This window comes from Mesorhizobium sp. M1338, assembly GCF_040318045.1.
Classification (GTDB): domain Bacteria; phylum Pseudomonadota; class Alphaproteobacteria; order Rhizobiales; family Rhizobiaceae; genus Mesorhizobium.
Window position 1 is genome coordinate 11,618 of sequence record NZ_JAMYLL010000054.1, and the last position, 21,917, is coordinate 33,534.

Sequence of the window (21,917 nt, forward strand, 5' to 3'; positions counted from 1 at the left end):
GGGATAAGCTCGATATCTCAGACCCGGCGCGGCCGCGGCTGTTGTGTCCGTTAGCCGAGCTTTCTGAGATGAAAATGTCGACCGAGCTATGAGATTCACGGCGTAGCACAGAGGTCCAATAAGTCCTTGCACGATGCAGGGTTCGATATCGTCGGTATTTCCGGCGCCGCTACTATGGACCGCGAACGGTCGATCGCGACCACTGCGGCGGGACTTTCTCAATAGGGCGGAGCACCTGCCAATCGGCTAAATCTCATGATGTATCTCATTGCCCGAACGGGCCGCACCAGCACTGCACGGTCAATCGCGGCGTATTTCTTTTCCTCGAAAAGCAAAGTCTGCCGGTGGTAGAGCAGGTGGTAGAACGCGCCTCGACGAGGAGCTGCATAGTCGTCGAACCGACAAAGCCGCGCCAAGTTTTCCAGATAGAGGCCCAAGGCGAGCTTCCTGGCGCGGGACTGGAACCGGTAGCGAACCAGCTCCCAATCGACCAGTTCCCGGCGGCATATCTCGCGCGCGTCGAGGAGATGTCTTAGATGCAGCGTTCCGAACAACAGTCCCCGATCTTGAATCATGTCGTGTCCGATCAGGAAGGAGAGCCGATCGGCCGGAGCAAGGATCCTTGCATGCAAGGATCCAAGCGTGACATCTTTCGCATCGCGCGACATGTCTTCTACCGGCATCGCCTCCCATGTCCCGGGCGCGGCGCCATGGAGATGCACCATAGCGATGAAACCGTCCTTGACGAGCTTTGCGATCGTGTGGCGGCTGGGTCCCTCCTCGCAGCGAAGATAGCCCACCTGCGTGAGGGCTTGCAGACCGCGTCCGGATTCATGAGGGCAAAGCAGGATGTCCAGATCGGCGATCATGCGAGCTGCCGAGAACGCATCGTCGGACTTCACCAAGCTGCAGGCACCCGTCAGAAGGATAGGTGATATTCCGGCGGCGTTCAGAGTTTTGAGCACGTCTTCCAGCTGCTCCATCAGGCGCTTGTTTCGAACCTCATTTAATTGATGAATTTCCTGCCAATAGCTCAGGAAATCCATTTGCTGCTGCGTATCCGGCCTATGTCCGACCATCGCAACAAAGAGCTGCGGCGTGACCAGATGCCTGTTCGTGAGATCGGTAATGCCGGCGAGATCAGTTGGGTAAGAACTCGTGCCCTCCAGACATCCGGCGAGTGTTTCCAACTGACAGATGGCAACTGGTTTCCGCACCTTGCTCAAGAGGTTCATTGTCTCGGTTCAGATATGGCTGGCTAGTCAGCCGATTGCGTTGTGAGAGCGGCAGAGGAGCCGGATGCGTCGAAATTGTTGTTGAGCAGAATAGCCACATCGAGGATATCGCCGGCTTCGACCGGTGAATCTTCGTCCGCCATCAGGCGAATGCTTTTGTTATCCGATGGACGATGAATGGTGATCCGCACGACGTTGCGCAGGTCATCAAGGCTGTTTTGTTCGCCATAGGTGGAAACAAAGGTGAGCTGCTGGGCAAGGAAGTTTGCCTTGTTCTGTGCCTTGGCCATGGCCATCTGTGCTTCCTGGATTTGCGATATGATCGCGACCTTCCGCGCAGCTGTCAGCTTTTCTACCTCGCTCTCCAGTCCCAAGAGATCCTGTTGCTTTTTGCTATCCTGGACCTCGAGCTGGGCCAATTCGGCTAGGTAGTTGTTGTAACCACGCTCGGCCGCGAGCAAATCGGAGTTCTTAATGAGCGCCTTGGATTTGAGTTGCCTGGCGGTCTCAACTTCCTTGAGCTGGTCGGCCGTTACCATTTCCTTGTTGCTTCGAGCCCGCGAGATGGATTCCACCTCGCGGGCTGCTTCGGCGATCACCGCCTGCAATTCCCGGACCTGCCGGTCGAAATCGGCTCGGCGAACCTGAAGTTGCGCTTCCTCCGAGGAAATAATGTCCGCCACCACTTCAGGCGCCAGTTCGACAGGGATTTTGGCCGGTGGCGAAAACGAACTGCTATCCCGAAGCTCCGCTCTTAGGCGCTCCAACTGGACCTCGTACCTGAATATGTCGATGATCCGCTCGACCTGGTCGCTTCTTATATCCGCGATTGTAAGCGAGGGCGCCTTATCGCCGATCCGAACTGCCTTGAAGCCGCCGGCAATCGCCAGCGCGTGTCGGACCGACATTCCCGGTTTGTAAGGGTAGGCACCGGGCTGGGCGACCGCCCCGCTGATGAAGAACGGCCGATATTCCGCAATGTCTACCTGAACGAACGGATCAAGGAGCAGTTCGCGTTCCCGGAATGCTGCCTCAATGCTTTTCACGAGGTTGCGAACCGACTGACCTTGCGCCTTGACTTCTCCCAATAGCGGCAAGGTTATGATGCCGGCCGGGTCCACAGTCACCTGCAGCGGATACACCGGTTCGCCATATACGGAGACGCGAAGCACGTCCCCGGTACCCAGGCGGTAGTCGTCAGCGGCCGCCTCGTCGGGATGAACCGTGCCAACAAACAGCAAGCCAAGGAACAGGAGGCCCAAGGTTCGCCAACGCGCAAGTCCTGCGCGACGGAAGGTAGCGGCGTGATGCACATTGGGGTGCCACATGGTCAGATGCATTGGAATGCCTTTCGACTGTCGAAGAACGATCCGATACGCGTGGCGCCCGGATCCAGTCGGCCGGCTCGCGGCGGGCCACCGACTCTTTTGTGTTCAACCGGAACCAACTCTGCTCTGTTTGACGTCGTCTCCCCGTTTTGCTTCGTTTGCGCAGGATCGGGATTTGGCCTGGAACCTTGCAGTGGTTGGAGCCATTGGGATTGCAATAGGCTTCCAGTTCCGTGTTCAGACATTGATCGTCGTGACGCTCGTCGTCGTGGCTACCAGCGTGGGGTGAGGGCAGTGTCCTCGGCTTCTGCCCAGAACATCGTGCTGGGACGCTGCTGTTCTTCTGCAGTGCTTGTATCTACTCGGCTTGGCCCTGGCGCTTCTCTGGCGGAACAAGATCGCCGATCGGCAAGGGATGATTTTCCGCCGGGACTTGCTGCACCTGCCGGGGCTTGCTGCATCTATAGCTAGCAGGTCTCGCTGAACTTCAGGACCACGACGGCGGTCCGGGCCAGGATGACGAACAGAGCGATCGACCAGCATCGCTCTTCGGAATACCTGCGCCACCGCACGGTCTGTGGTTAGGTCGCGGCAGAGTCGGATGACTGCAGTTAGAGAGCCGAACCAGCTCTACTACCAGCTCTTGACTCTCTCCCGGCCGCGGCGGCCAGTTTGAGCGCTCGCTGCCTTCCTGGTTGAGGTCGAGGGAGGAGCGAGGAAGGGGCGCCCATCATGTCCACTCTCGCGCTTGCCGCGCGTCGGCGTTCTTCGGCCAGATGCAAGTCCTGAATAGTGGATTCAGCCGAGGCGAGATCATTTTGCAAATGCGAAGCTTTATCCGTCGTCGCCGCCAAGCAGAACGTTCCCAACACCATGTTGGCGCTCAACAGGAACAGAACCGTCGTGACGAGCTCCAGTGCCGAACTTAGGAATAGCAGTGCGATGGCGCCGTTCGCCAGGAGACCGAACAAGGCGTAAGATTGGCGCCGGGCCAAGATAAGAGGCGGCGCCAACGACAGGCTGATCAGAGCCACGTCGCTGTATGATTGGGGCCAAGCGAACTGCAGATCCATGGTCCTCGACCTCTTGTTTGACGACTGCGCCGCGCGGGCATCCCAGCCGGCCGCTCTTCAGGATATGCGAGACGACCGAGTTCAGTGAAGCGCGGCGGTTGGGAAAAGGGTCCCGTTTACGTGCTGCGCCGTTTTACCTTGGAGCCAGCCGTTGCAGACGCGGGCCGGCACGCCCTCGAACAACCGATCGAAAACGGCGCGCGCACCCGAAACCGTGTAGATTCCGGAAACAACCTGAGGCCAGTAACTGCAATCCTCATAGCGCACGATGTCCACAACCATTGCCGGGACGGCTGCGATGGAGAAAGCCGCACAAGCTGCAAACCGATGATGCCCCGCAAGGACGATCCACCTGTAATTGTCGCCCCTGCGCAGTCCGATTACCTTCAAGGGATTCCTTCTGTTGAACAGATCAAAGCCGTTCGTGGCAATCGAGGCTATTAAGCGCTGAATGCGTTCCACCTCGAGGTTCAGCTTCTTCGCACCTACTGGGCCGAACGCAGTCAGCCCTTCGGAGAAAGATAACATCTTGCCGTATTGAAGAGCATCGAGCCCCATTGCGGTTTGTCTGCCGCGCAACGTTTCCTCGACCGACTTGTCCGCCCAAGGATATACCCATCCCGCGGCGGGAACGCCTTGCAATCCAGGTGCATCGCCCATAGTGACATCCACCGCCTCGCGGGCGGTGGCCGGCTGAACGGATCCATAGAACTCTTCCAGGATGCTGCGAATCTTGGACGTCGCTTCCAAGCCTGTTTTCGCTGCCAGCGCGGTACGCACAAAGGGGTGGCATGCGGGATGGAATGGTAGCCCCAGGCAGTTCAGCCCCCTGGTATCCTGCAGCCGTATCTCGATTACGGCCGAGCCTCTGATGCGGGGCATGTATTGAAATGTGACCGGATCGATACCGGACCTCACGGTCGAAGACACCTCGGCCGCGCGAGGCACGCGGCGCACTTCGTAGCCAAGCGAGTTGATGATTTCCTTCGAGATGAACCGTAGCAGCTTCATGCTTTGCCTCTGGAATTTCGGTTATGCGCCGATCTGGACCCAACCAGACCGATGTTCGGCACCTGTCCAATATTCGGTGCACTGCAGCAGAACGCGTTCGTTGCCGTCGCGTGTAAGAATCTGGTCGGCTCTGCCGAGCAAGCGGCAGTTGGCATCGTGGACGAGGGTGACCGCCGCGTTTCGGGCGGAGACGGTTATCTGCCGCCCCAGATCCGATTGCGCGGGTGCTGCAAGCATCAGCGGGTGCGGCTCACGAGCATCGATGCGGAAATCGGTGTAAACTACGGGGAAGCCATTCTCCCGGGTATCCGCGCAATCAACGAACAGTGTCTGAGCGTCGGAGGATGTCGTGGAAATCGCAATCGTGCCGTAAGAGGCTTCAAAGCTCGGAAGAGGAAGGTTTCTGTCCGCGTCCACCAACTGCTGATAGGGGGTGCCTCCAGCGCAACGCTGGTATTTCAGAAGCATGCCCTTATGGCGCCGGTAGCGGACAATCCCGCCTGGCGCGTGGCATATCAGCGAGTCGCGAGTTTGCCCCACGACAGCCGATTGATCGTCGTATGCAAATGCCGCCTTCCGGTGCTCAGGGTAGGGTTGATGGACGACAAACGTTCTGGCGTCTTCGGCCCGTCTGGCGCCAAGCTTTATCAAGGCTTGCATATGCGGGCTGTCCTGGCAGCGCTCATGCGCCGTGACGACTCCGCCGGCGGTCGCCGCGTCCGTAAAGACCATCGCCTGCCTGGCGAAATTGCTCTTGGACCCGGCGCCATGACGCAGCACCCCCTCGATCCAGGCTCCTTCGCGTAGGATGATGGGCACATCCAGCGAATTCTCTGCATACAAGGTGTTGGCGGTAAGCGTCGCCTCCTGGACGTCGAAGGCAACAGCGGTCTGGGCGCTCCCGTTGCAGCGCATGAATACGGTACCCGCATTGACCGCAGTACCATTAACGAAACTCCGCGCGCCGTCCAGCAGGGCAAGCTGGAGAACGTTGATGAAGCTGTCGTCGAAAGTATTCTGTCCTGCGAGCAGCGGGATGGGGCAGCTGTGGATCCATACTCTCGCGAAGGCGGTGCCGGTGAACGGGTCAGGATAAAATTCGTTCGTCGGGGCATCGAAGCGGGGTGTGCCGAACATGCCATAGGTGCCGAACGACAGGATCAGATTGCAGTCCCAAACCGATCCACCGCCGCCTGCCTTTGCACCTGAGATGAGCAGGTGGTTGGATGACGCAAGCAGCGCAAGTCCATCGAAGGAGGACTCGCCCCTGAGTTCGAGTTGCCCACTATAGTGCGAATAGCGGGTTCCGGTCAGGTCGAACAGCACGCGCACAGCGGTGCCAATCGCTGGAAGATTGCCCTGGCGATTGCGGCCGAGCAGCGGCTTGCCGTCCCATCCCAGGCATTCCGTGAAAGCCGCGTATGCCGCGCCTTTGATAACGCGAATAGTCGTGCCGTCGAAATGAGCCCGTGCATGTTCCCGCCCTGGAGAAACCGACCGTCCGACATAATAGGTGCCTTGGCCGAAGCGAACGGTTTTGCCTAAGGCGAAGGCTGCCGCGATTGCATCCGCGCTGTCGAACGATGGATTGTCCGGGCGCGCTCCAAACATCTCAGGTGTTACGGACATCTCCTGGTCCGCGCCACCGGATGCAGCGGGCGAAGCAGCCGAAAGCGCGCCGATCCCGGCGCTCGCCATAGCCAGGAAGGCACGCCGGCTTGCAAGCGATGTCCTACCCGTGCGCATCATGTTTCCAAGTGCCCGATTGCCGGGGGCGTGGACGGCATCAGCTGACCAGCTCTTCGGGATGCCCGAAACGACACGGGTACACGATTGGCGTGGCCGCGCATGCCCGCTATTTCACGCATCGCCAGATCATTTCGCAGGACGCAGCCGAAGAATGTTGCCAGCGCTACCCACTCGCCAAGGAACAGATGTCCCGCATCACCGGAGAGCCAAACCCGGAACAGGGGCAGGATGGGCAACATGGCCACCCATTCGAAGGGCATCGGGAGCACCCAGCGCTGCGGGTTGCTCGTGACCTTGAAGACGAAAGCCATCCAGATACCCGCCACGGCCAGGTAAAAGCTCGCCACGAGGAAGAAAGCAACTAAACCAGCCTGCACCCAGGCACTGAGAAACAGGTTGTGAATGAGACGCCCGTCATGTTCGGTGTAACCGTTTCCCAGCAGCAGGTTGTGTTCGATCATCTGAAGCGCCCAACCGTATTGGGCGACGCGGTTTTCCGTTGATGCGTCTTCGAATGCGAACCGGTCGGATATCATGCCGACCACCGGATTGTCCGTCAGGAAGATCAACACAGTTCCAAGCACAAGCATAATAGCAAGAGCCATCTTCATGACGAGGGCAGCCGTGCTCTCGTCGTGACGAGTGGCGCTTCGCAACAGGCTCGCCAGCAGCATCGACACGCCAGCAACGATGAGCACCGATCGCGTATTCAGCATGAGGATCAGGAACAAGGCGAGTAATGTCAGGCCGACTCCTCTCCAGTCGGCGCCGCGCCGGCCATAGCCAATCCGAAAGATCAGGCTCATCACGAAAATGCTCACCGCCACCCCGTTCTTTAAGGCGGCCGCCACAGCCAGGTCTTCGCCGTCGCTGTATGCGTTGAAGACCGCGCGGAAGAAACCATAGACAATGAAATCGAAATCGCCCGTCGTGAGAAAATGTTGCAAAGCGACATACCAGCTCAAGCCCACATCCCTCGCGATGATTTCGATCACTAGAATGAAGAGAGAAATGCCGATACCGGCGCCGGTGCGAAGGGTGCGGCCAGGATCACGCGACTGCACGATAAATGCCGACAGGCATAGAGCGCCCGTTAGGTAGAAGATTTGGCGTGGAGCCATGTTCTGGCCAGGTGAGCCGTACAGCGCCAGCGTCAGCAGGAGCAGATAAACGGCATAGGGAACCAGCCAAGACGCATTCCTGCGCAGCACCGCCACGAAGCCACGACGCATTCCGGCACTGGCCAAGGTTAACATGATCAGTAAGATGATGCCGAGGTAGGCAACCTGGACTGAAAATCCTGCGGTTTTCGCTATTGGCGCCCACTGAACCGACATCAGCGCGATCAGCAGCCCCGCCGGATGAAAGGCTTTCAGAGCGCTCACCTGAAACTCCTGAAACTCTAGTGCGTCCAGCGTCTGTCGACGCTTATGCGGTCATAGATGGCCAAAAGCTCATCGGTGTAGTCATTATAGCTGGGTATTTTCGCTCCGGCCGCGTAAGCGGCATGACTGAGCATTCTCGCCGTTGCGTCATGCTGAAGCTGGCCCATGAAGGCGGCCCATTGCTCCACATTGCCCGCCTCCACATGAAATCCGCTCTCACCGTGGCGTACGAGTTCCGCCGCGACGCTGCTACGCGAGACAAGGACGGGAAGACCAAGCCGCAACGCCTCGGCGACGACCAGCCCGTAGGTTTCGTACCAGCGGCTTGGAAAGACAACGCAGCGTGCCTTGCGCATCCACGAGACCAACTGGTCTGAGTTCAGCCAGCCCAACATAACCGCATCCGGATTGGCGCGCGTAACCGTGTCCCGTGCTTCGCCGTCGCCTGCGAAAGCAATCTTCACGCCGGCGATGCGTGCGGCGGCGGCGGCAATGTCTGCGCCCTTTTCTGGCGAGAGACGACCAATGAAGAGGAAAGTCTCATTATCTTCCGCAGTCACCCGCTCGTCGCTCCGGATTTCGACCGGGTTGGGAAGATAGTGCCATCGTGCCTCAGCCGGGAAATATGGGCGCATCAGGGAAAGCTGCCTGGCGGTGAGATAGATGACGTCCCTCAATCCTCTCGGCATGAGCCCCAGCGTCCGCAATACTGCTTGCCGCGCAACGCGCCAGGCCTTATGGCCCGCGTGGCGCGGATCGCACTGCGTCGTCAGGCATTTGGCGCCGAGCGCCCGTTTTTGGCAGATCGTGCCGGTTTGATAGTTGTAGAAGCCGCCGTTAGGGCAAGCCAGGAAGTATTCATGGAGCGTGAAGACGTGCGGCGTCTTGGATTTGACCACCACCGGACCGATGCTCGGCGACAGGGCCTTTGACCAACCATGCACGTGGACGATCGTGGTGACGGGATCACGTGCATCTATCACCCTTGCCAATGCGCGCGCCGCAGCAAGATTCCACAGGCCGCAGGTGGCGGCATGGAGACGGTCAGGATCTGAGAGAATATCGTGTGAGCCAGTGATTGTGCATTCGATACCCGCTTCATCAAGCCGAGGGTCGGCCGGACCCTGGCCCGCGACAAAGGATACGTCGAGCCCCTGGCGCTTGAGGTTCAGCGCGGATTCCAGCGCGATCTTGGCCTGCCCGCCGTTAACAAAGGCGTGGTCGTTTGCGATCACCACGCTTTTCACAGTCGAGTGTGTCATGGCTGTCGACTTTCGCTCAAGCCGCTCTCGGCGCGGCGGGGCTGGCGACCTTGGATGTGCTGTTCCGTGGCCAAATCGCGACGGCGACGGTCAGGACGCACATCCTGAAGACAGCCGTGGCCAGTATTGCACTGCCGGCTCCAAGCAATCCCCAAAGGGGAACGAGGATCGCGAGCAGGACAATGCATAGCGCAAGCGAGGCGGCCTGATACCTGAAGTAGGCCTTGAACCGGCGGTCCGAATGCATCAGGCTCTGCGGCAGCATCGCGAAGACCTTCACGCTGATCGCAAGGGCAATCAGCATCAGGAGATCGTTTGCCCGTGTGAATTCCACCCCGAAGAGGTTCGCAAGGATCTGCTCGCCCGCGAAGTAGGTCACGGCAATGCTGCCTGCCGATACCAGGACCGCCGCGCCGAAAAGGGCAAGCAACGTGGTTCTGATCGCCTTGGTTTCACCGTCCCGCTTGAGCCTGGCGAAGTAGTTCACCAGCGTCTGCGAGGCAGCGTTGACGACGAGAGTTCCGGCTTGCTGGAAGTACGTCACCACAGTGAGCAGGCCCAAGGCTTCCAGCCCAAGCCACCGCTCCACAGCCATCCGTGGCATGCTGACCAGCAGGGAGTTCATGAAATGGCCAACACCGATCGGACCAATTTCCCGTGCGAGCCGGAGTAGCCGCTCCCATTGCCAGGAGGGCCAGCACCACAGGCCGGTGGCTATCCGGCATGCGCGAGGATAGTCGTAGGCCAACGATAACGCCGCCCATACCGTCAACTGGGCAAGGAATGCCACGCCGGTCTCCACACCCAGCGAGAGCAGAGCGACAAAAGCACTGACCGTGAGCAGGCCCCGGATGGCGAGAGAACGCGCGACCTTGTCCATTCGGCCGGCCTGCTGGAACGCACCGTATGAAAGGTTGCTTATGGCCTCGAATGCTTTGGTGATCGAGAAGATCAGCACAATCAGGAAGGTAATATGAGATGCCGAAAGTGCGTATCCTATACCGATCGATGTCAATGCCGCGATGGCCGCGGTGAGTAGCACTAGGCCAGCATATTCCGAAAAGGAAAAGAAGCCATGGACATCGGTTGCCTGGCCGGTTCGGATGCCCATATTCGCCAGCATGAACACCGGTGTAGTGATAGCCATGGCAAGCCCGAATTCACCCACCGCTTCCGGTCCCTTGAAGCGGGCGAGGGCCGAAAGAACGCACATCTGCGTCAGGACATACCAGAGCTGGCCTGCCACCGAATAAGACAGGTTGTAGGCAAGGCCCAGCTCGTCCCTGTTCCGGCCGATGGCGATATGTTTTTCTTTATGCATGTGGATGCCCGAAGGCTGTTTCCGTCTCTCTCATTAAGGAGCGACGCGACGCCGGTTAGCAGGAACTGGGTTCCGGGACCGGCAAGCGGGACTGTCAGGAATCTTGTGCGTGAGGCCATGATGATGGAAAGGAGAATCATCGCATGGCCTCACGCACAAGATTCCTGACAGTCCCCCGGCAAGCTGTATGACCGCTTTTTTCGGTGGCATGACGTTTTCCACCAAAGCTGGAACTCCTCCGCGAGGCAGGGTGGCTTGCTAGATCAGATGGCAAAGTCCGCGGCAGAAGCACCGTTCAACGGCAGTTCAGGCAGCGCGCGGTTGACGCTACGCGAACCGTTAAGTTGCTCGACGATGGACGTCGTACTTGTGCCTCGCCAGTAGGGCACGAAGACCAGCTCGACGCCGTAGAGTTCCAGGTCCTGTTCCGTCATCCTGATCTGATTGAGGTACGATTCCCGAGGCCAGTCGTCGCCGTGGACCATGACCGATGGCCTGAACCTTTCGACCATCGGCTTCAGGTCGAACTCGCCATAGATGACAGCATCCGTCACCCAGCGCATCGATCTGACGATGGCCAGCCTGTCCGCCTCACCAAACACCGGCCGCCGTTTGTACCTCTCGACCATCTCGTCGCTGTTCACGCCTACTACGAGCCGGTCCCCGAACTTCGCCGCCCGGTTGAGCAGTTCGACATGTCCACGATGAAACAGATCGAACACGCCCGAAACGAACACGGTTCTCACTTCGCCCTCCTGCCATTCTCGTTCTTTGCAACCGGGGCCGTTCCATGCAGCCTGGCGGTCGCCGTTCAGTTGGATGCGCCACACCTGTGTTTCAGTAATGTGCCGGCTGTTGCGGCAATACGGCGTCAAGAAGCCGTGTCGTTGCCCGATCGTCCCGGTGCTTGTGAAAGCAGGCCACCACCGAGGACCGGGGCAACGCGTAGCGATCCGCTTCGAAAGTCTCGGCGATGGCGGATTTCAGCTGCTGGTAGTCGGACACGACAGGTCCTGCGAAGAAATCCTCCACCGGTTCGAGGGCGAAGCCGCGCGACCGCCGATACTCTTCAAGATCGGGAAAGGCGAGGATCACCGGCTTGTCGAGAATGAGGTAATCGACATAGACGGACGAGGCATCCGTGATCAGAAGATCTGCCGCCCCCAACATCTCATAGAGACTGACGCCTCGCTCGCGCAAATCGGGCTCTCGCCAGATTCTTAGGCGATCCGATCGGATTTGGTCCGGAAAGTCGGGTGCCATGGGGTGCACCTTGAGGATGCAGATGCAGTTCTGCTCCTCTAGGAAGGCACAGAATTCAGCGGTGTCCATGTCGCTCATCCCGAAGATGCTCGAATGCGCCACGCCATCAGTCCTTACGATCCCCCTGACGGCTTGACGGAAGGTGGGAAGCCACATGATCAGGCGGGGCTTGGTGTCCTTGTCGCCGATTCCAAGCTGTGTCTTGATCGCATTCGCCCGGCGTGCTGCTCTAACCATTACGTCATTCCGGGGAATGCCAGTCGTCAGGATTTCGGCATCCGGCACTCCGAAACACTTGGCGACCAGTCCCCTGAACATGTCAGAGGTAGCGATCCCGAAGGTCGAGGGCGGGGGCGTTCTGCCAATGAGGTAGCCGATGCGCTTGATCGGCATGCCGTGCCAGACGTTGATGCAAATTTGTGAGCGCGGGGGCTTTGGGCTCAGATAAAGGCCATGCGTGAAGAAGATATACCGAGCCGTCAGATAGTGGAAGAAGCCTCTCACGCTCTTCCTGCTGCACCAATCGATGTTCGGCTCCTGCCTGCGGATTGATGGCGGCACTTCGCCTTCGGCGAGGACCACCACCGAGACGCTCTGCCGGAGAACGAGCTGACGCGCAATCTCGATGGTGCTGTCTTCCAGGTCGGGAAACCCGGCAATGACAGCCTTCGCTTGCTTCGGAAGGTGCCGGTTGAGAAGCGAAATTGCGCTGCGGGCCAATACCACGACCAGCTGTCCTATGCTTTGTCTGCTGAGTTGGCTCACCGATAGGACCGTCATTGGAATGTACCTAGGTCGGCCTGGGTCGCGGAAACAGCGCGGGCAGTGAAGTCGTGGCTAACATTCAATCTCGCCGCGATCGCATGTCGCCATGCACTCGCGTTGAGTCCGAACTCGCGCTCGAGTTCGTGGATCATGTCCACGTATCGCCGCGACAGCATCCGCTCGGTTTCGGAGTCCCACATCTGCGAATTTCGCTGTGGCTTGGTGTTCATCGTACGATAGAACCGTCGCAGGGTCTCGTAGCCGGCGCCCTTCGGAATAAGCGACCGCACCCGGATATTGACCTGCTGGACCCAGCGGCTTCTTACGACGTAGGAGCCGTTTTCGGTCGGAAAGCCGTATTCTCGGTAAAATTCCGTCGATATGCCTAACACCTGCGCGAGTGATTCCATGAATGCGCGCTTATCGCGAACCATGTTCTCAAACAGGTAGACATGCATCCGCTCGCGACCGCAGCCGGCGCGCCAACGTCGCAGATGCTCCAGATAACTTGCGTTCGTTAGCGCCTGCCTTGCAAGCTCATTGCCCTTGAAAGTGCATGTACCAAGATCAGCGGCTTCCACGAAGTCCCGGAATGACATGGCACCCGGAATCCAGTCCCAGTTCTCCCGGAAATATCCATAGAGCGACTTCAGTTGCGCCACCGGCTCGCGCAGAATGAAGATGAATCGCGGCTGGGAGGGCAAGCGCGGCAGCTCGCGAAGGGCAGTCTGCGAGTACATGTAGCTGGGTGTGGACTCGACGATCACGCGCGCGGATGGGTTGCAATGTTCGAAGAGCATTTCGTAGCCAGCAAGACCGCTTTCCGCCCAGTTTCGCTGCTTGAGGTACATGTGCGTGCCCGGATCGACGAAATAGTAGGTCTCCTTCTGCGTCGAACCCGCGACCTCGGGGTGATCAGTCAGCCAGCGGAACAGGGAACTCGTCCCCGCCTTTGGAGCGCCGACAATGATACAGTTGGGAAGCATGGACGGCTTCCTACGCCCGTTCCCTCGGAAACGTGCCCCGGCGACGGAGGGCAAACCGTCGGGCGGGAATGGCCGCAGCCGCAACGGGCTGGCGGCTAGTGGCAAGTACCCACCGATACAGCGTTTCGATAAGATGATTCATCCGATCGGAGGTGAATTCGGCACGGAATCGCGCTCGCGCAGCTTTGCCGAACTTCTTCAACTCGGCCCGGTCTAGACCGGCTAGGACGCGACCCAGCTCGCCTGGCCGGTTGATATCGACGATCAGGCCATCGAGCCCGTGGCGCACGACTTCCGGCAATGCACCGCGGTTGCTGGCGATGACAGGAACGCCGCTGCGCATTGCTTCGATGGCTGTAAGGCCGAAGGCCTCCCAGCGGGATGGCATCACGAGCGCGTCCATGCGCGGCAGCATCTCAAAAATGTCGGCGCGGGAGAGCCAACCATAGAACTTGACGTTCTTCGGTATTTGAGGGACGGGCAGGGAACCCCCGAGAACCGGTTTGCCCACGACGTGCAACCGTATGTTTTCGCAGCCCGCATGCGCGATTTCCCTGAGCAGGATATCCAGTCCTTTCTGCCTGTCGAGGCGGCCGATAAAGACCAGGTCGAGACAGCTCTCATCCCGGGGCCAGACCTTGGGCTTTGCCCCGTAACCCGCGGCAATTCCGTTCTTTATCGTTCGCATCTTGGATGCCGGTATGTGATACCGTTGGCCGAGCGTATGCTCGGCGTCGGAATTGACGATGATGACGTCAGTCAATGCAGCCAGAATTCGTTCGCACAGACAATAGAACTGCTTCTTGACGGCGCTGACCTCCATTCCGAAGGCCCAGCCGTGGGGACAATAAACGATTCGTGGTCGGGCCGGCCGCAACGCGAGCATCGGTCTGACCACCGCTCCAGCGAAACTGGAATGGAGATGCACGATCGCCGGATCGAGGGTTTTGATTGCCTTCAGCGCGACTGCGCCGAAAACCAGGAGACCCAGAGGTGTGCGTCCACGGCTCGGAAAGGTGATCGTCTGCTTCGGGCTGACAAATGGCAGATACTCGGCACTGCCTTCTGGCACAACGAAGAAGATGTCGTCTGTGCCCTCCGATTTTAGCTGGCAAGCTGCAATCTCGTCGAGATAGGTGCCCACGCCTCCCGCAATCGACTGAGCAATGTGGATCACGCGCATTTCGCACCATCCTTTTTGGTGGCTAAACGCAATTGAAGATATCGATGAGTCGATTCGGAGCAGTTGGGGGCCAGATGCGTTGTTAGTATTCAGATGTCTTCGGTAATAACCGAGCCAACAATCGCAATATCTAACGCTACCGCAGTTGCGGTGAAACTTGAATCTACCACAACAAACTAAAGTTTAGTTTACAGTCAAATGTTTGTCAAGAAATTACTCTGATAAGTTCTCTCGACAACTGAACAGAGACTTTCCGTTCCATCATGGTAAGAAGTATTTGGATTGCTCCTGAACTCTGTACGCTGTCCAGTATTCCAATCTGCTCGGCGAAGGCTCCATCTGAAACGCGCACCGTCTGGCCCGGCCTCAAAATCTCCCTTGGCCGCAGGATGCCGTCCGGACCGGTAGCTGCCATCAATGCTTCCACAAGCCCTATTCGGAATGGCAAAGGTCGGTCGCATGCCGACAACACCTGTTCCACGCCGACCGTTGAGTTGATGCAGCGCCAGCGATCGCGCTCAAGCCGGAGCGCGATGAAGAGGTAACTCGGAAAATAGGCTTCCTTGGCCACCGTCACGCGCCGTGCATGCCGAATGGTGCGGATCCGGCGCGGCAAGAAAGCCCTGAAGCCCTGCCGTTCCAGATGACGCAACGCGTTTTCTTCCGCATGCGGCTGCGTGTGGACGGCGTACCAGCGAGCAGCCTGCCCTTCCGTATTCCTGACTTCTATCGACTCATATGAAAGCTGATGACTGGTAAGCATGACACACCCATATTCATTGGAGGCAGGACGTAGACGCCGCTACACCGCCGGTCACATCGCGACATACGGACCATAGGAGTCGCCATAGCCCGCAGCCTGTTTTTCATTGATCATCGTCATTGCGATCCCGGCCACCTTCGTGCCATTCAATCGGCGCAGCGCGTCTGCCACGGCTTCTCTGGGGGTGCTGTTCCACTTCACGACAAGAGCGACGAGGTCCGCATGCTTTGCCAGCACAGGCGCATCGGCCATCAGGCAGATTGGCGGCGAGTCCACGATCACCAAATCGAATGATCTACGGGCGGAGCCGAGAAAGCGCGCCATGCGGCTCGATCCTAGGAGATCGGACGGATTGAGCGTTCCTTTGCCGGCAGGCAGCACATAAGTGGCCGTGGCATCGTCAAAACGGACCATGCTCGGCAGATGCCGCAGGTCAGTGACCAAGTCGACGAGACCGGGCAAATCGGACATGCAAAAATGTTTCGTCAAGCCGCTGCGCCGCAGATCCGCATCGACAATGAGCACTCGATATCCTGCGGAAGCTGCCGAGATCGCGAGGTTGATGGCGGTGGTTGTCTTGCCTTCACCCGCAACGGCGGAGGTGATCTGAATGACCGGGGCGCGGCCTTGGTCGACATCGTCGAGCAATGCGTGACGCAAGCTTCGGATAGCTTCGCTGTACCCGGATCTCGGTTCCAGCCTGAACAGCGCCGGCTGTGTGGAGTGTTGGCCGCGGATCGCTGGCATCTTCGGCTCGCTGAGCTTCGGGACAGAAGCCAGGATCGGCAGCCCCAGATCTTTTTCCGCTTGGCCCGTCGTGGCGAATCCGGCATTAAGGAGCTCTCGCGCAAGCGCGCCACCGGTGCCCAGGCCGAGACCGACGATTAAGCCAAAGAGAATAATGACCTTTTTCGGAGGATAACTCGGCGTTTCGGAAACCGAGGCCACCGATATGATCCGGACGCCGCTGTCGCTAAAGGTCTTTTCTTCGTCGGCCATCTTGGCACGCGACAGGAACGCTTCGTAAAGGGCCTTGTTGGCATTAGCGATCCGTTCCAGTTCGCGCACCTGGATGGCAATTTGATTGTCTGCCGCGGTCTGGCCGGTCGCCTGTCCAAGCGAGTAGGCCAGTGCAGCTTCGCGCGTCTCCGCCACCTCTAACTCGTTCGCCAAGTTACCGACGATGCGTTTGACCTCGCTCGAGATTTGGAATTCCACATCACGTCGCTCTGCCTGGACCTTGCTGACCTCGGGATGGCGTGCGCCATAGTGCGACACTAGGTCCGCTTCCCGGCGTGTCACTTCGGCGTGTTGCGTGCGCAAGGCTTTGATGACCTCTGAGCCTAGCACCTGCGGAATTGATTCGAGATCGCCACCGGAGGCGAGGAGCTTTTGAGCCTGCTCGAACTGAGCACGCTTCTCTGCGAGCTCAGTGCGCGAGCCAATGAGTTGCAGGTTCAATTCCGAGAGCTGTTGTTCCGTCAACGTGCCGGCTCTGGTCGAGACAAGGTTGTTTTTGGTCTTGAATTCCTCGACCGCATCTTCAGCGTTCTTGAGCTGCGTCTGCAGAGCAGCGATCCGCTCTGTGAGCCATTTCGACGCTCGTCCGGCATGGTGATAGCGAACCTGAAGCTGATCTTCGGCATAGCCCTCGGCTACGGCATTGGCAATCAAGGCTGCCTTTTCGGGATCGCCTGAGGTTACCGCGATGTCGATCACATAAGAACGGCCCTCTCGCCACACCTCGATCATGTCCTGCAATCGGCTCACGGCTCGCGATGACAGGTCGGGAAGGGCCGTGACTGGCTGGTGCTCGATAGGCTCGGTGGTCCCAAACACCTTCAACCAATCAGCGACCCTCGCCCGGATATTGTCCGTGAGCGACGGCTCCTCATCACTAATGAATTCGGGATCGTCCAACAGATGGGCGTCGCGGACGACACGTTCCAGTAGCGTGCTGGAGGTGAGAACAGACACCTGGCTGTCTATAAACGAAGAATCGGACGTCAACGCGCTCGCCGGCGAATCCGTTGAAATCGGACTCGCGCTTGGCTGTTCGAGCAGGAGTTTCGCCGTGCTGGTGAAGGCTGATGAAATATTCGTTGCGACGGCAACCGCGGCTATGGTCAAAGCGGCTGCTACCACCGCAATCAGTTTCCAGCGGCGTCCGTAAAATCTGAGAACTTCTCGCAAATTGAGATTAGCCTCGAGGCTGGTCTCCCGCCGCTGGGTAAGCCCTCTGATCGCGGAAGTGGAACTCTCGAAATATGCCACTTTCCCACCCTTCGCCCAGCCAATCCCAGCAAACCCGTCGGTCAATTCGACTTTGTGTTTCCACGGGCTGTCGGTCTTTCCAACGCGGAGCCGGCGCCGCCTTGCAAGCCGCGACAAGCTTTCAGGGTAACAGACGTGCCTGAACCGGGACACTTCACAAAAAGGCGGGAATATACGCATGAATACTTGGAGGCTTACCCAAAACGGTTTACCAAGTTGGCCTTATTGAGTATCGCCTACCCCCAAGCCAATCGCCTATTCGTGGCGCACGGATTCCGTCCCATGATGGTGGGCGCAGATATGGCCTGAGTGCTCGAAAACGAAACGAAGGCGACTTGACGTGGAGCGGACGCTGCCCGCTCCAATCACCGGCCTGCCTTGGGTGACCGTGGCCGGCTCATAGTTCGCCACCGAGGACGGCGACTCATGGACACCGATCGAGTAGAACATGCCATCGGCTGCTGCTGGCAGGCCCACGGCAACTTTCCGAAACCGATGCGATAGGTGGATTGTAAGAGCTTCGTTCGGTTGACCGGCAGGCTAGATCCGACTTTCATCACGATCCGGTATGCCGCGCACGCAATACAAACGAGATCCTGCCGGCCTCCAAAAATCCTTGCCGACGGCCAGACAGTCACTGCCGACCGGGCGAAGGTTCCGCGCTCACAAGGATCGTCGCATTGCGTCGATGGCGCGCAGTGCGCCGCGCCGTCTTTGCCCAATATCACGCACAAGGTGGTAAGGCTGTCCCCAAAGGTGGTATAGTGCAATGACATTCGGATGAAATGATAGATGGAACTTTTTATGTAGTTGTTGGTTTCCAGTTCGATGTGATCGGCGGGGCGATCTGGCTGGGGTTATTCAGAACAAATGAACTTATCAAAGCAGGCGCTTGGATTGGCGAGGGGACCTACCCTTGCTGATGCGAGTTGGGAAAGGGGGATCTCTGTACTGCCGGGGGCTGTGCGCCGCCGCTATCCGGCGAACACGACGATTGCGGATGCGCATCAGGCCAGATCCTTGATCCTGGTTATGACTGCGGGGTGGGCGGCGTTCGGCAAAACGTTGCGGAATGGCTCGCGTCTCATCGTCGATTTTGCGCTCCCTCGCGAAATTGCCTTGATCGAGTTCTCTGGAGAAGGCGGCGAGACGGTAACGGCTCTTTCCGATGTGACCGCGATCGAGTTGACCGGTCCCGCCCATACTTGTTTTTCGCGCTATCCGCAGTCCATTTGCGAGGCCATCCTGCTGGCTGAGGCAAGGCGGCACTCACGAGTTGCGGAACATCTGGCAGGCGTCAGTAGACGGGGACCTGTGGAACGCACGGCCCATCTTCTTCTTGAACTGGGCTGCCGAGCGCATCGATCGGCAACGAGTTATCCGGACCGCTTTGAATGCCCGCTGACCCAGGCCGAGTTGGCCGATGCGTTGGGGCTTTCGGCTGTGCATGTAAGTCGCGTGTTGAAGGATTTGCGAGAAAGCGGACTGGCTTCATTCCGCAATGGTGTGGTCGAGTTGCATGACCATGCGGGACTGATCAAAACGGCCGGATTTGATCGGTCTTACATTTCGAGCTGACATCGAGCGTAATTCTGATCTGAACCGCGCGGCCGGCTCTCCCTCGCGGAGGGAGAGTCTCGGTGATCCCACAGGCATCAACGGGCTTGGTTGCGCATCAGTCTTTAGATCAACCCCCGATTGTCGCCGCTACCCAGAGCGTAACGGAAATGGCCGGTGCGAGGGCAGCCCTCCGGGGACGTGAGGACCGCACCGGCCATTCCAGCGGGCTTACGCTACGCACCCGCGCCGGTCAATCTACAGGGCCTTTTAGCAAAGACGCAATTAATCCTATTGGTGGTGCCCAGTATTACCGTCTTTGGTCGGGCAGACAGAAGAAGTCCGCGCTCAGTTTTTACTGAACGGTCCTTGAAGCTGGGTTTCGCCTTCCCCTCCGCGGGCACCTATTTAGCCAGCCTTGCTGTCGAGACCACTATGCCTTTGCGCCGTTCGGGGGCGGCTTTTGGCGAGGCGAAGCTTTTCAGAACCAGATGGTCCGACGCCATGCTACTCGCTGTCTAGTTCTTTTGACTGTGAACTCAACCAAGTAGTGGAATGGACTGAACGTCATATGACGTCGTAACGTTTTCTTTCGGCGTGGGGCGGTCATATGACGATACAAATAGAAATCAAAGATTTGTTGGAGATTGCGGCGTACCGGCGAACCGTCAGGGAACTCGACTACGCCTATGAGATCGACCTGGCAAATGCTTGCACGGCTGCGCAACGGGAAAAGCTCAAGTACCGACACTACTGGGAAACATTGATATACTATGAACAGATTGCGGAGATAAAAACCCGGCGACTGATCCGGAAGGCGGATCGTCTCGATATGTCGATTGGCTACGCGGACAGCCCAATGTGGAGAAAATCGTCTCAGCTTAACAGCTGGATACTGACGCCACATGGTTGCTTAGAAGTGCAAAATATGATCCGTCAAGAATGCAAAGACCGCCGAGAGCGCGCCGCTACCTGGGCTGCCGTGATCATGGGCCCACTCACCCGGCTAGTATCTGGTTGGCTTGTTGCGCGCGGGCATTAGCCTGGCGGCGCTCCAACGCCGCGCTGTGTCGATGGAATGGCAAGGGCAGCACGTTTCTGACCGACCTACATAACATATGGTGATACCGCGCAGTGGAACATTAGTAGCCGCTAGAGGTTGTTGCTTAGTGGTAGAGTGGCCCTCCATTGCGGCGTCAAGACTCAGTTATGTCTTGCGGCGCGGCGGACCTGATTGGACCGTATTGGACCGTCTGGCCGGCGCCAATTCAGCAACCTCCCTCTTGAGTGACGCCGGCCTTCTTCCTCCTGCTTAGATCGTCGGCTCGCGCCACGCCGGTTTCGTTGGTTGGGCAGATTCCTAGATCACGACCTCACACCACGAGGCCAGCGCAGCGTTTGCTCCTTCGCTGAATTCCAGCGCGCTCTTTCTACTCTCCGACAACGGACGTCGGCGGGCGTGCCGAGGTTATCGGATCGGCATGACGAAGGACGATCTTCCACCCGCCTTCCTCCCGCCGGAATATGGTGGTGACTCGAAGCGCAATCGGCACCAGTTTGTTGCCACCACCGACCTTGGATTGGAACCGCTCGACCTCGATGATGTATCCCAGGTCGGCCGTCGCATACTCCGAGATGCGATCAAAGCCGGTGACTTTGCCGTCCCGGTAATTGGTGGCGGCCCGTTCCATGATCTCTGCGGCCTTTCTCCATCCCTTCGCCGGCGGACCAAAGGGATTGGCGATAATGACGTCGTCCTGTCGCGAGTAGAGATTTTTCAAGGGCGCAGGATCGCCCTTTACGAAGGCATCCAGAGCCAGATGATCCTGCTCGATAAATTTCGTTAGGTCGGAGGCTAACATTGGTTCTTCCTGGAAAATCTTGCCGTTTTCGGGAGCGAAACAGCATACTCCTGCACGCTGACGCAAACAATCGGGGGAGGCGCGCGGCACAGAGCCCCACTAGCGCGTTTCCACCGGCCGCTGTCCGACATTCCCTATCGGCTGGCCTCGGTGTGCGGCGCAAAGAAGCAGCGGATGGTCATATTCGGGGGCGACGTGCAGATGTGATATTGGCTGTCTTCGCTCTCAAGGACGCGGTTCTTGGGGATGAAATATCGGCTCTTGGACCCTGTGCGGATATTGAAATCGCCGCCCGACAGCGGCTCGACATAGCGCGGGCTGATGACCCTACAATCCTTCTTATCGTCGCAGCATTCATAGCCGGTGACCGGATCATGGTAGCCGGTATACCAGCTGTGAGCGACGGCGAGCGCGATCAAAAAGAGCCTCATGTGTCAAGAAACTTTGCGCCTCCAGCCGAATATTAGCAATCCCTTGATGAAGCCGGGACCGCTCCAGACCCATTCCATGGCGCCGAGAATTGGCATTGGGGATCTGGTAGCGGTGACCGCCACGGTGCGACGGCGGGTCGATGAGGACTTCGTAAGCGTCTTGATTCCCACCTATAATTTTCCGCATTCGATCATCGATCATGTCTTCGCCCATGAGAAACACCTCGGCTATGATGCGCGGCATCTGTCGTCAGATGCGATAGCGTCGGTCACCCTGGGCATAGATGCCAGCGCGGTCACCCCTCAGGGCGCGATCCTCAACCCAGGCGAAGGCTGGGTCGATCTGCCGTCGCTGATCGAGATATTGATTGCGGAATTCGTGGCGCGTGGCGGTCAGCTTGTCACCGAGGCTGGATGCGCTACGGTCATGATCGTCGATGGCCGTGCCACTGGCGTCACCACAACAAGC

General features: G+C 58.5%; 17 protein-coding genes and 1 pseudogene. 3 read left to right on the forward strand and 15 right to left on the reverse strand.

The features are described from left to right. Positions 1-218: 218 nt before the first annotated feature. The 13 genes from NKH19_RS28695 to NKH19_RS28755 form a co-directional block, all read right to left on the reverse strand. A complete protein-coding gene (locus NKH19_RS28695; protein WP_352872942.1) occupies positions 219-1,235 on the reverse strand; it encodes a nucleotidyltransferase family protein in 1,017 nt (338 codons plus the stop codon). A 23-nt stretch (positions 1,236-1,258) separates the two neighbouring features. Next, positions 1,259-2,575: a polysaccharide biosynthesis/export family protein gene (locus NKH19_RS28700; protein WP_352872944.1), complete on the reverse strand. Its 1,317-nt coding sequence runs from the start codon at positions 2,573-2,575 to the stop codon at positions 1,259-1,261. A gap of 1,142 nt (positions 2,576-3,717) precedes the next feature. Next, positions 3,718-4,647: a ParB N-terminal domain-containing protein gene (locus NKH19_RS28705; protein ID WP_352872948.1), complete on the reverse strand. Its 930-nt coding sequence runs from the start codon at positions 4,645-4,647 to the stop codon at positions 3,718-3,720. Positions 4,648-4,668: 21 nt separating this feature from the next. Continuing rightward, entirely contained in the window at positions 4,669-6,276 is a 1,608-nt protein-coding gene (locus NKH19_RS28710; RefSeq protein ID WP_352872950.1) for a hypothetical protein, read from the reverse strand. A 116-nt stretch (positions 6,277-6,392) separates the two neighbouring features. Further along, positions 6,393-7,781 carry an O-antigen ligase family protein gene (locus NKH19_RS28715; protein ID WP_352983334.1) on the reverse strand — a complete coding sequence of 463 codons (1,389 nt, stop codon included), beginning with the start codon at positions 7,779-7,781 and terminating at the stop codon, positions 6,393-6,395. 17 nt (positions 7,782-7,798) lie between these two features. Then, a complete protein-coding gene (locus NKH19_RS28720) occupies positions 7,799-9,043 on the reverse strand; it encodes a glycosyltransferase (protein WP_352872954.1) in 1,245 nt (414 codons plus the stop codon). Positions 9,044-9,059: 16 nt separating this feature from the next. Then, a complete protein-coding gene (locus NKH19_RS28725) occupies positions 9,060-10,364 on the reverse strand; it encodes a lipopolysaccharide biosynthesis protein (RefSeq protein WP_352872956.1) in 1,305 nt (434 codons plus the stop codon). 263 nt (positions 10,365-10,627) lie between these two features. Beyond that, a complete protein-coding gene (locus NKH19_RS28730; protein ID WP_352872958.1) occupies positions 10,628-11,239 on the reverse strand; it encodes an FAD synthase family protein in 612 nt (203 codons plus the stop codon). Further along, entirely contained in the window at positions 11,202-12,353 is a 1,152-nt protein-coding gene (locus tag NKH19_RS28735) for a CDP-glycerol glycerophosphotransferase family protein (RefSeq protein WP_352872960.1), read from the reverse strand. The genes NKH19_RS28730 and NKH19_RS28735 overlap by 38 nt, the downstream gene beginning before the upstream one ends. Before the next feature lie 50 nt (positions 12,354-12,403). Beyond that, a complete protein-coding gene (locus NKH19_RS28740) occupies positions 12,404-13,378 on the reverse strand; it encodes a sulfotransferase family protein (protein ID WP_352872962.1) in 975 nt (324 codons plus the stop codon). A gap of 10 nt (positions 13,379-13,388) precedes the next feature. Continuing rightward, positions 13,389-14,561, reverse strand: a complete 1,173-nt coding sequence (locus NKH19_RS28745) for a glycosyltransferase (RefSeq protein ID WP_352872963.1) — start codon at positions 14,559-14,561, stop codon at positions 13,389-13,391. Positions 14,562-14,766: 205 nt separating this feature from the next. Then, the gene (gene nusG, locus NKH19_RS28750; protein WP_352872965.1) at positions 14,767-15,324 is read right to left on the reverse strand and encodes a transcription termination/antitermination protein NusG; all 558 of its coding nucleotides are present in this window, start codon (positions 15,322-15,324) and stop codon (positions 14,767-14,769) included. A 51-nt stretch (positions 15,325-15,375) separates the two neighbouring features. Next, entirely contained in the window at positions 15,376-17,643 is a 2,268-nt protein-coding gene (locus NKH19_RS28755) for a polysaccharide biosynthesis tyrosine autokinase (protein WP_352872967.1), read from the reverse strand. An 825-nt stretch (positions 17,644-18,468) separates the two neighbouring features. Between NKH19_RS28755 and NKH19_RS28760 the strand changes: the two genes are divergently transcribed. Further along, on the forward strand, positions 18,469-19,176 hold the full coding sequence (locus NKH19_RS28760) for a Crp/Fnr family transcriptional regulator (protein ID WP_352872969.1): 708 nt from the start codon (positions 18,469-18,471) through the stop codon (positions 19,174-19,176). Positions 19,177-19,765: 589 nt separating this feature from the next. Next, positions 19,766-20,197: a hypothetical protein gene (locus NKH19_RS28765; RefSeq protein WP_352872971.1), complete on the forward strand. Its 432-nt coding sequence runs from the start codon at positions 19,766-19,768 to the stop codon at positions 20,195-20,197. Between the two features lie 388 nt (positions 20,198-20,585). Here NKH19_RS28765 and NKH19_RS28770 read toward each other — a convergent pair whose 3' ends face one another. Together NKH19_RS28770 and NKH19_RS28775 are read right to left on the reverse strand one after the other, a co-directional pair. Further along, entirely contained in the window at positions 20,586-21,017 is a 432-nt protein-coding gene (locus NKH19_RS28770) for a YybH family protein (protein ID WP_352983336.1), read from the reverse strand. Between the two features lie 134 nt (positions 21,018-21,151). Beyond that, positions 21,152-21,436, reverse strand: a complete 285-nt coding sequence (locus tag NKH19_RS28775) for a hypothetical protein (protein ID WP_352870817.1) — start codon at positions 21,434-21,436, stop codon at positions 21,152-21,154. An 88-nt stretch (positions 21,437-21,524) separates the two neighbouring features. Here NKH19_RS28775 and NKH19_RS28780 point away from each other — a divergent pair. Next, a pseudogene (locus NKH19_RS28780) lies at positions 21,525-21,917 on the forward strand (hypothetical protein); the annotation flags it as partial.

Excerpts from the sequence above, each read along its gene's own strand:
- NKH19_RS28695 (WP_352872942.1), bottom strand. The coding sequence starts at position 1,235 with ATGAACCTCTTGAGCAAGGTGCGGAAACCAGTTGCCATCTGTCAGTTG.
- NKH19_RS28700 (WP_352872944.1), bottom strand. The coding sequence starts at position 2,575 with ATGCATCTGACCATGTGGCACCCCAATGTGCATCACGCCGCTACCTTC.
- NKH19_RS28705 (WP_352872948.1), bottom strand. The coding sequence starts at position 4,647 with ATGAAGCTGCTACGGTTCATCTCGAAGGAAATCATCAACTCGCTTGGC.
- NKH19_RS28710 (WP_352872950.1), bottom strand. The coding sequence starts at position 6,276 with ATGTCCGTAACACCTGAGATGTTTGGAGCGCGCCCGGACAATCCATCG.
- NKH19_RS28720 (WP_352872954.1), bottom strand. The coding sequence starts at position 9,043 with ATGACACACTCGACTGTGAAAAGCGTGGTGATCGCAAACGACCACGCC.
- NKH19_RS28725 (WP_352872956.1), bottom strand. The coding sequence starts at position 10,364 with ATGCATAAAGAAAAACATATCGCCATCGGCCGGAACAGGGACGAGCTG.
- NKH19_RS28740 (WP_352872962.1), bottom strand. The coding sequence starts at position 13,378 with ATGCTTCCCAACTGTATCATTGTCGGCGCTCCAAAGGCGGGGACGAGT.
- NKH19_RS28745 (WP_352872963.1), bottom strand. The coding sequence starts at position 14,561 with ATGCGCGTGATCCACATTGCTCAGTCGATTGCGGGAGGCGTGGGCACC.
- nusG (WP_352872965.1), bottom strand. The coding sequence starts at position 15,324 with ATGCTTACCAGTCATCAGCTTTCATATGAGTCGATAGAAGTCAGGAAT.
- NKH19_RS28760 (WP_352872969.1), top strand. The coding sequence starts at position 18,469 with ATGAACTTATCAAAGCAGGCGCTTGGATTGGCGAGGGGACCTACCCTT.
- NKH19_RS28765 (WP_352872971.1), top strand. The coding sequence starts at position 19,766 with ATGACGATACAAATAGAAATCAAAGATTTGTTGGAGATTGCGGCGTAC.
- NKH19_RS28770 (WP_352983336.1), bottom strand. The coding sequence starts at position 21,017 with ATGTTAGCCTCCGACCTAACGAAATTTATCGAGCAGGATCATCTGGCT.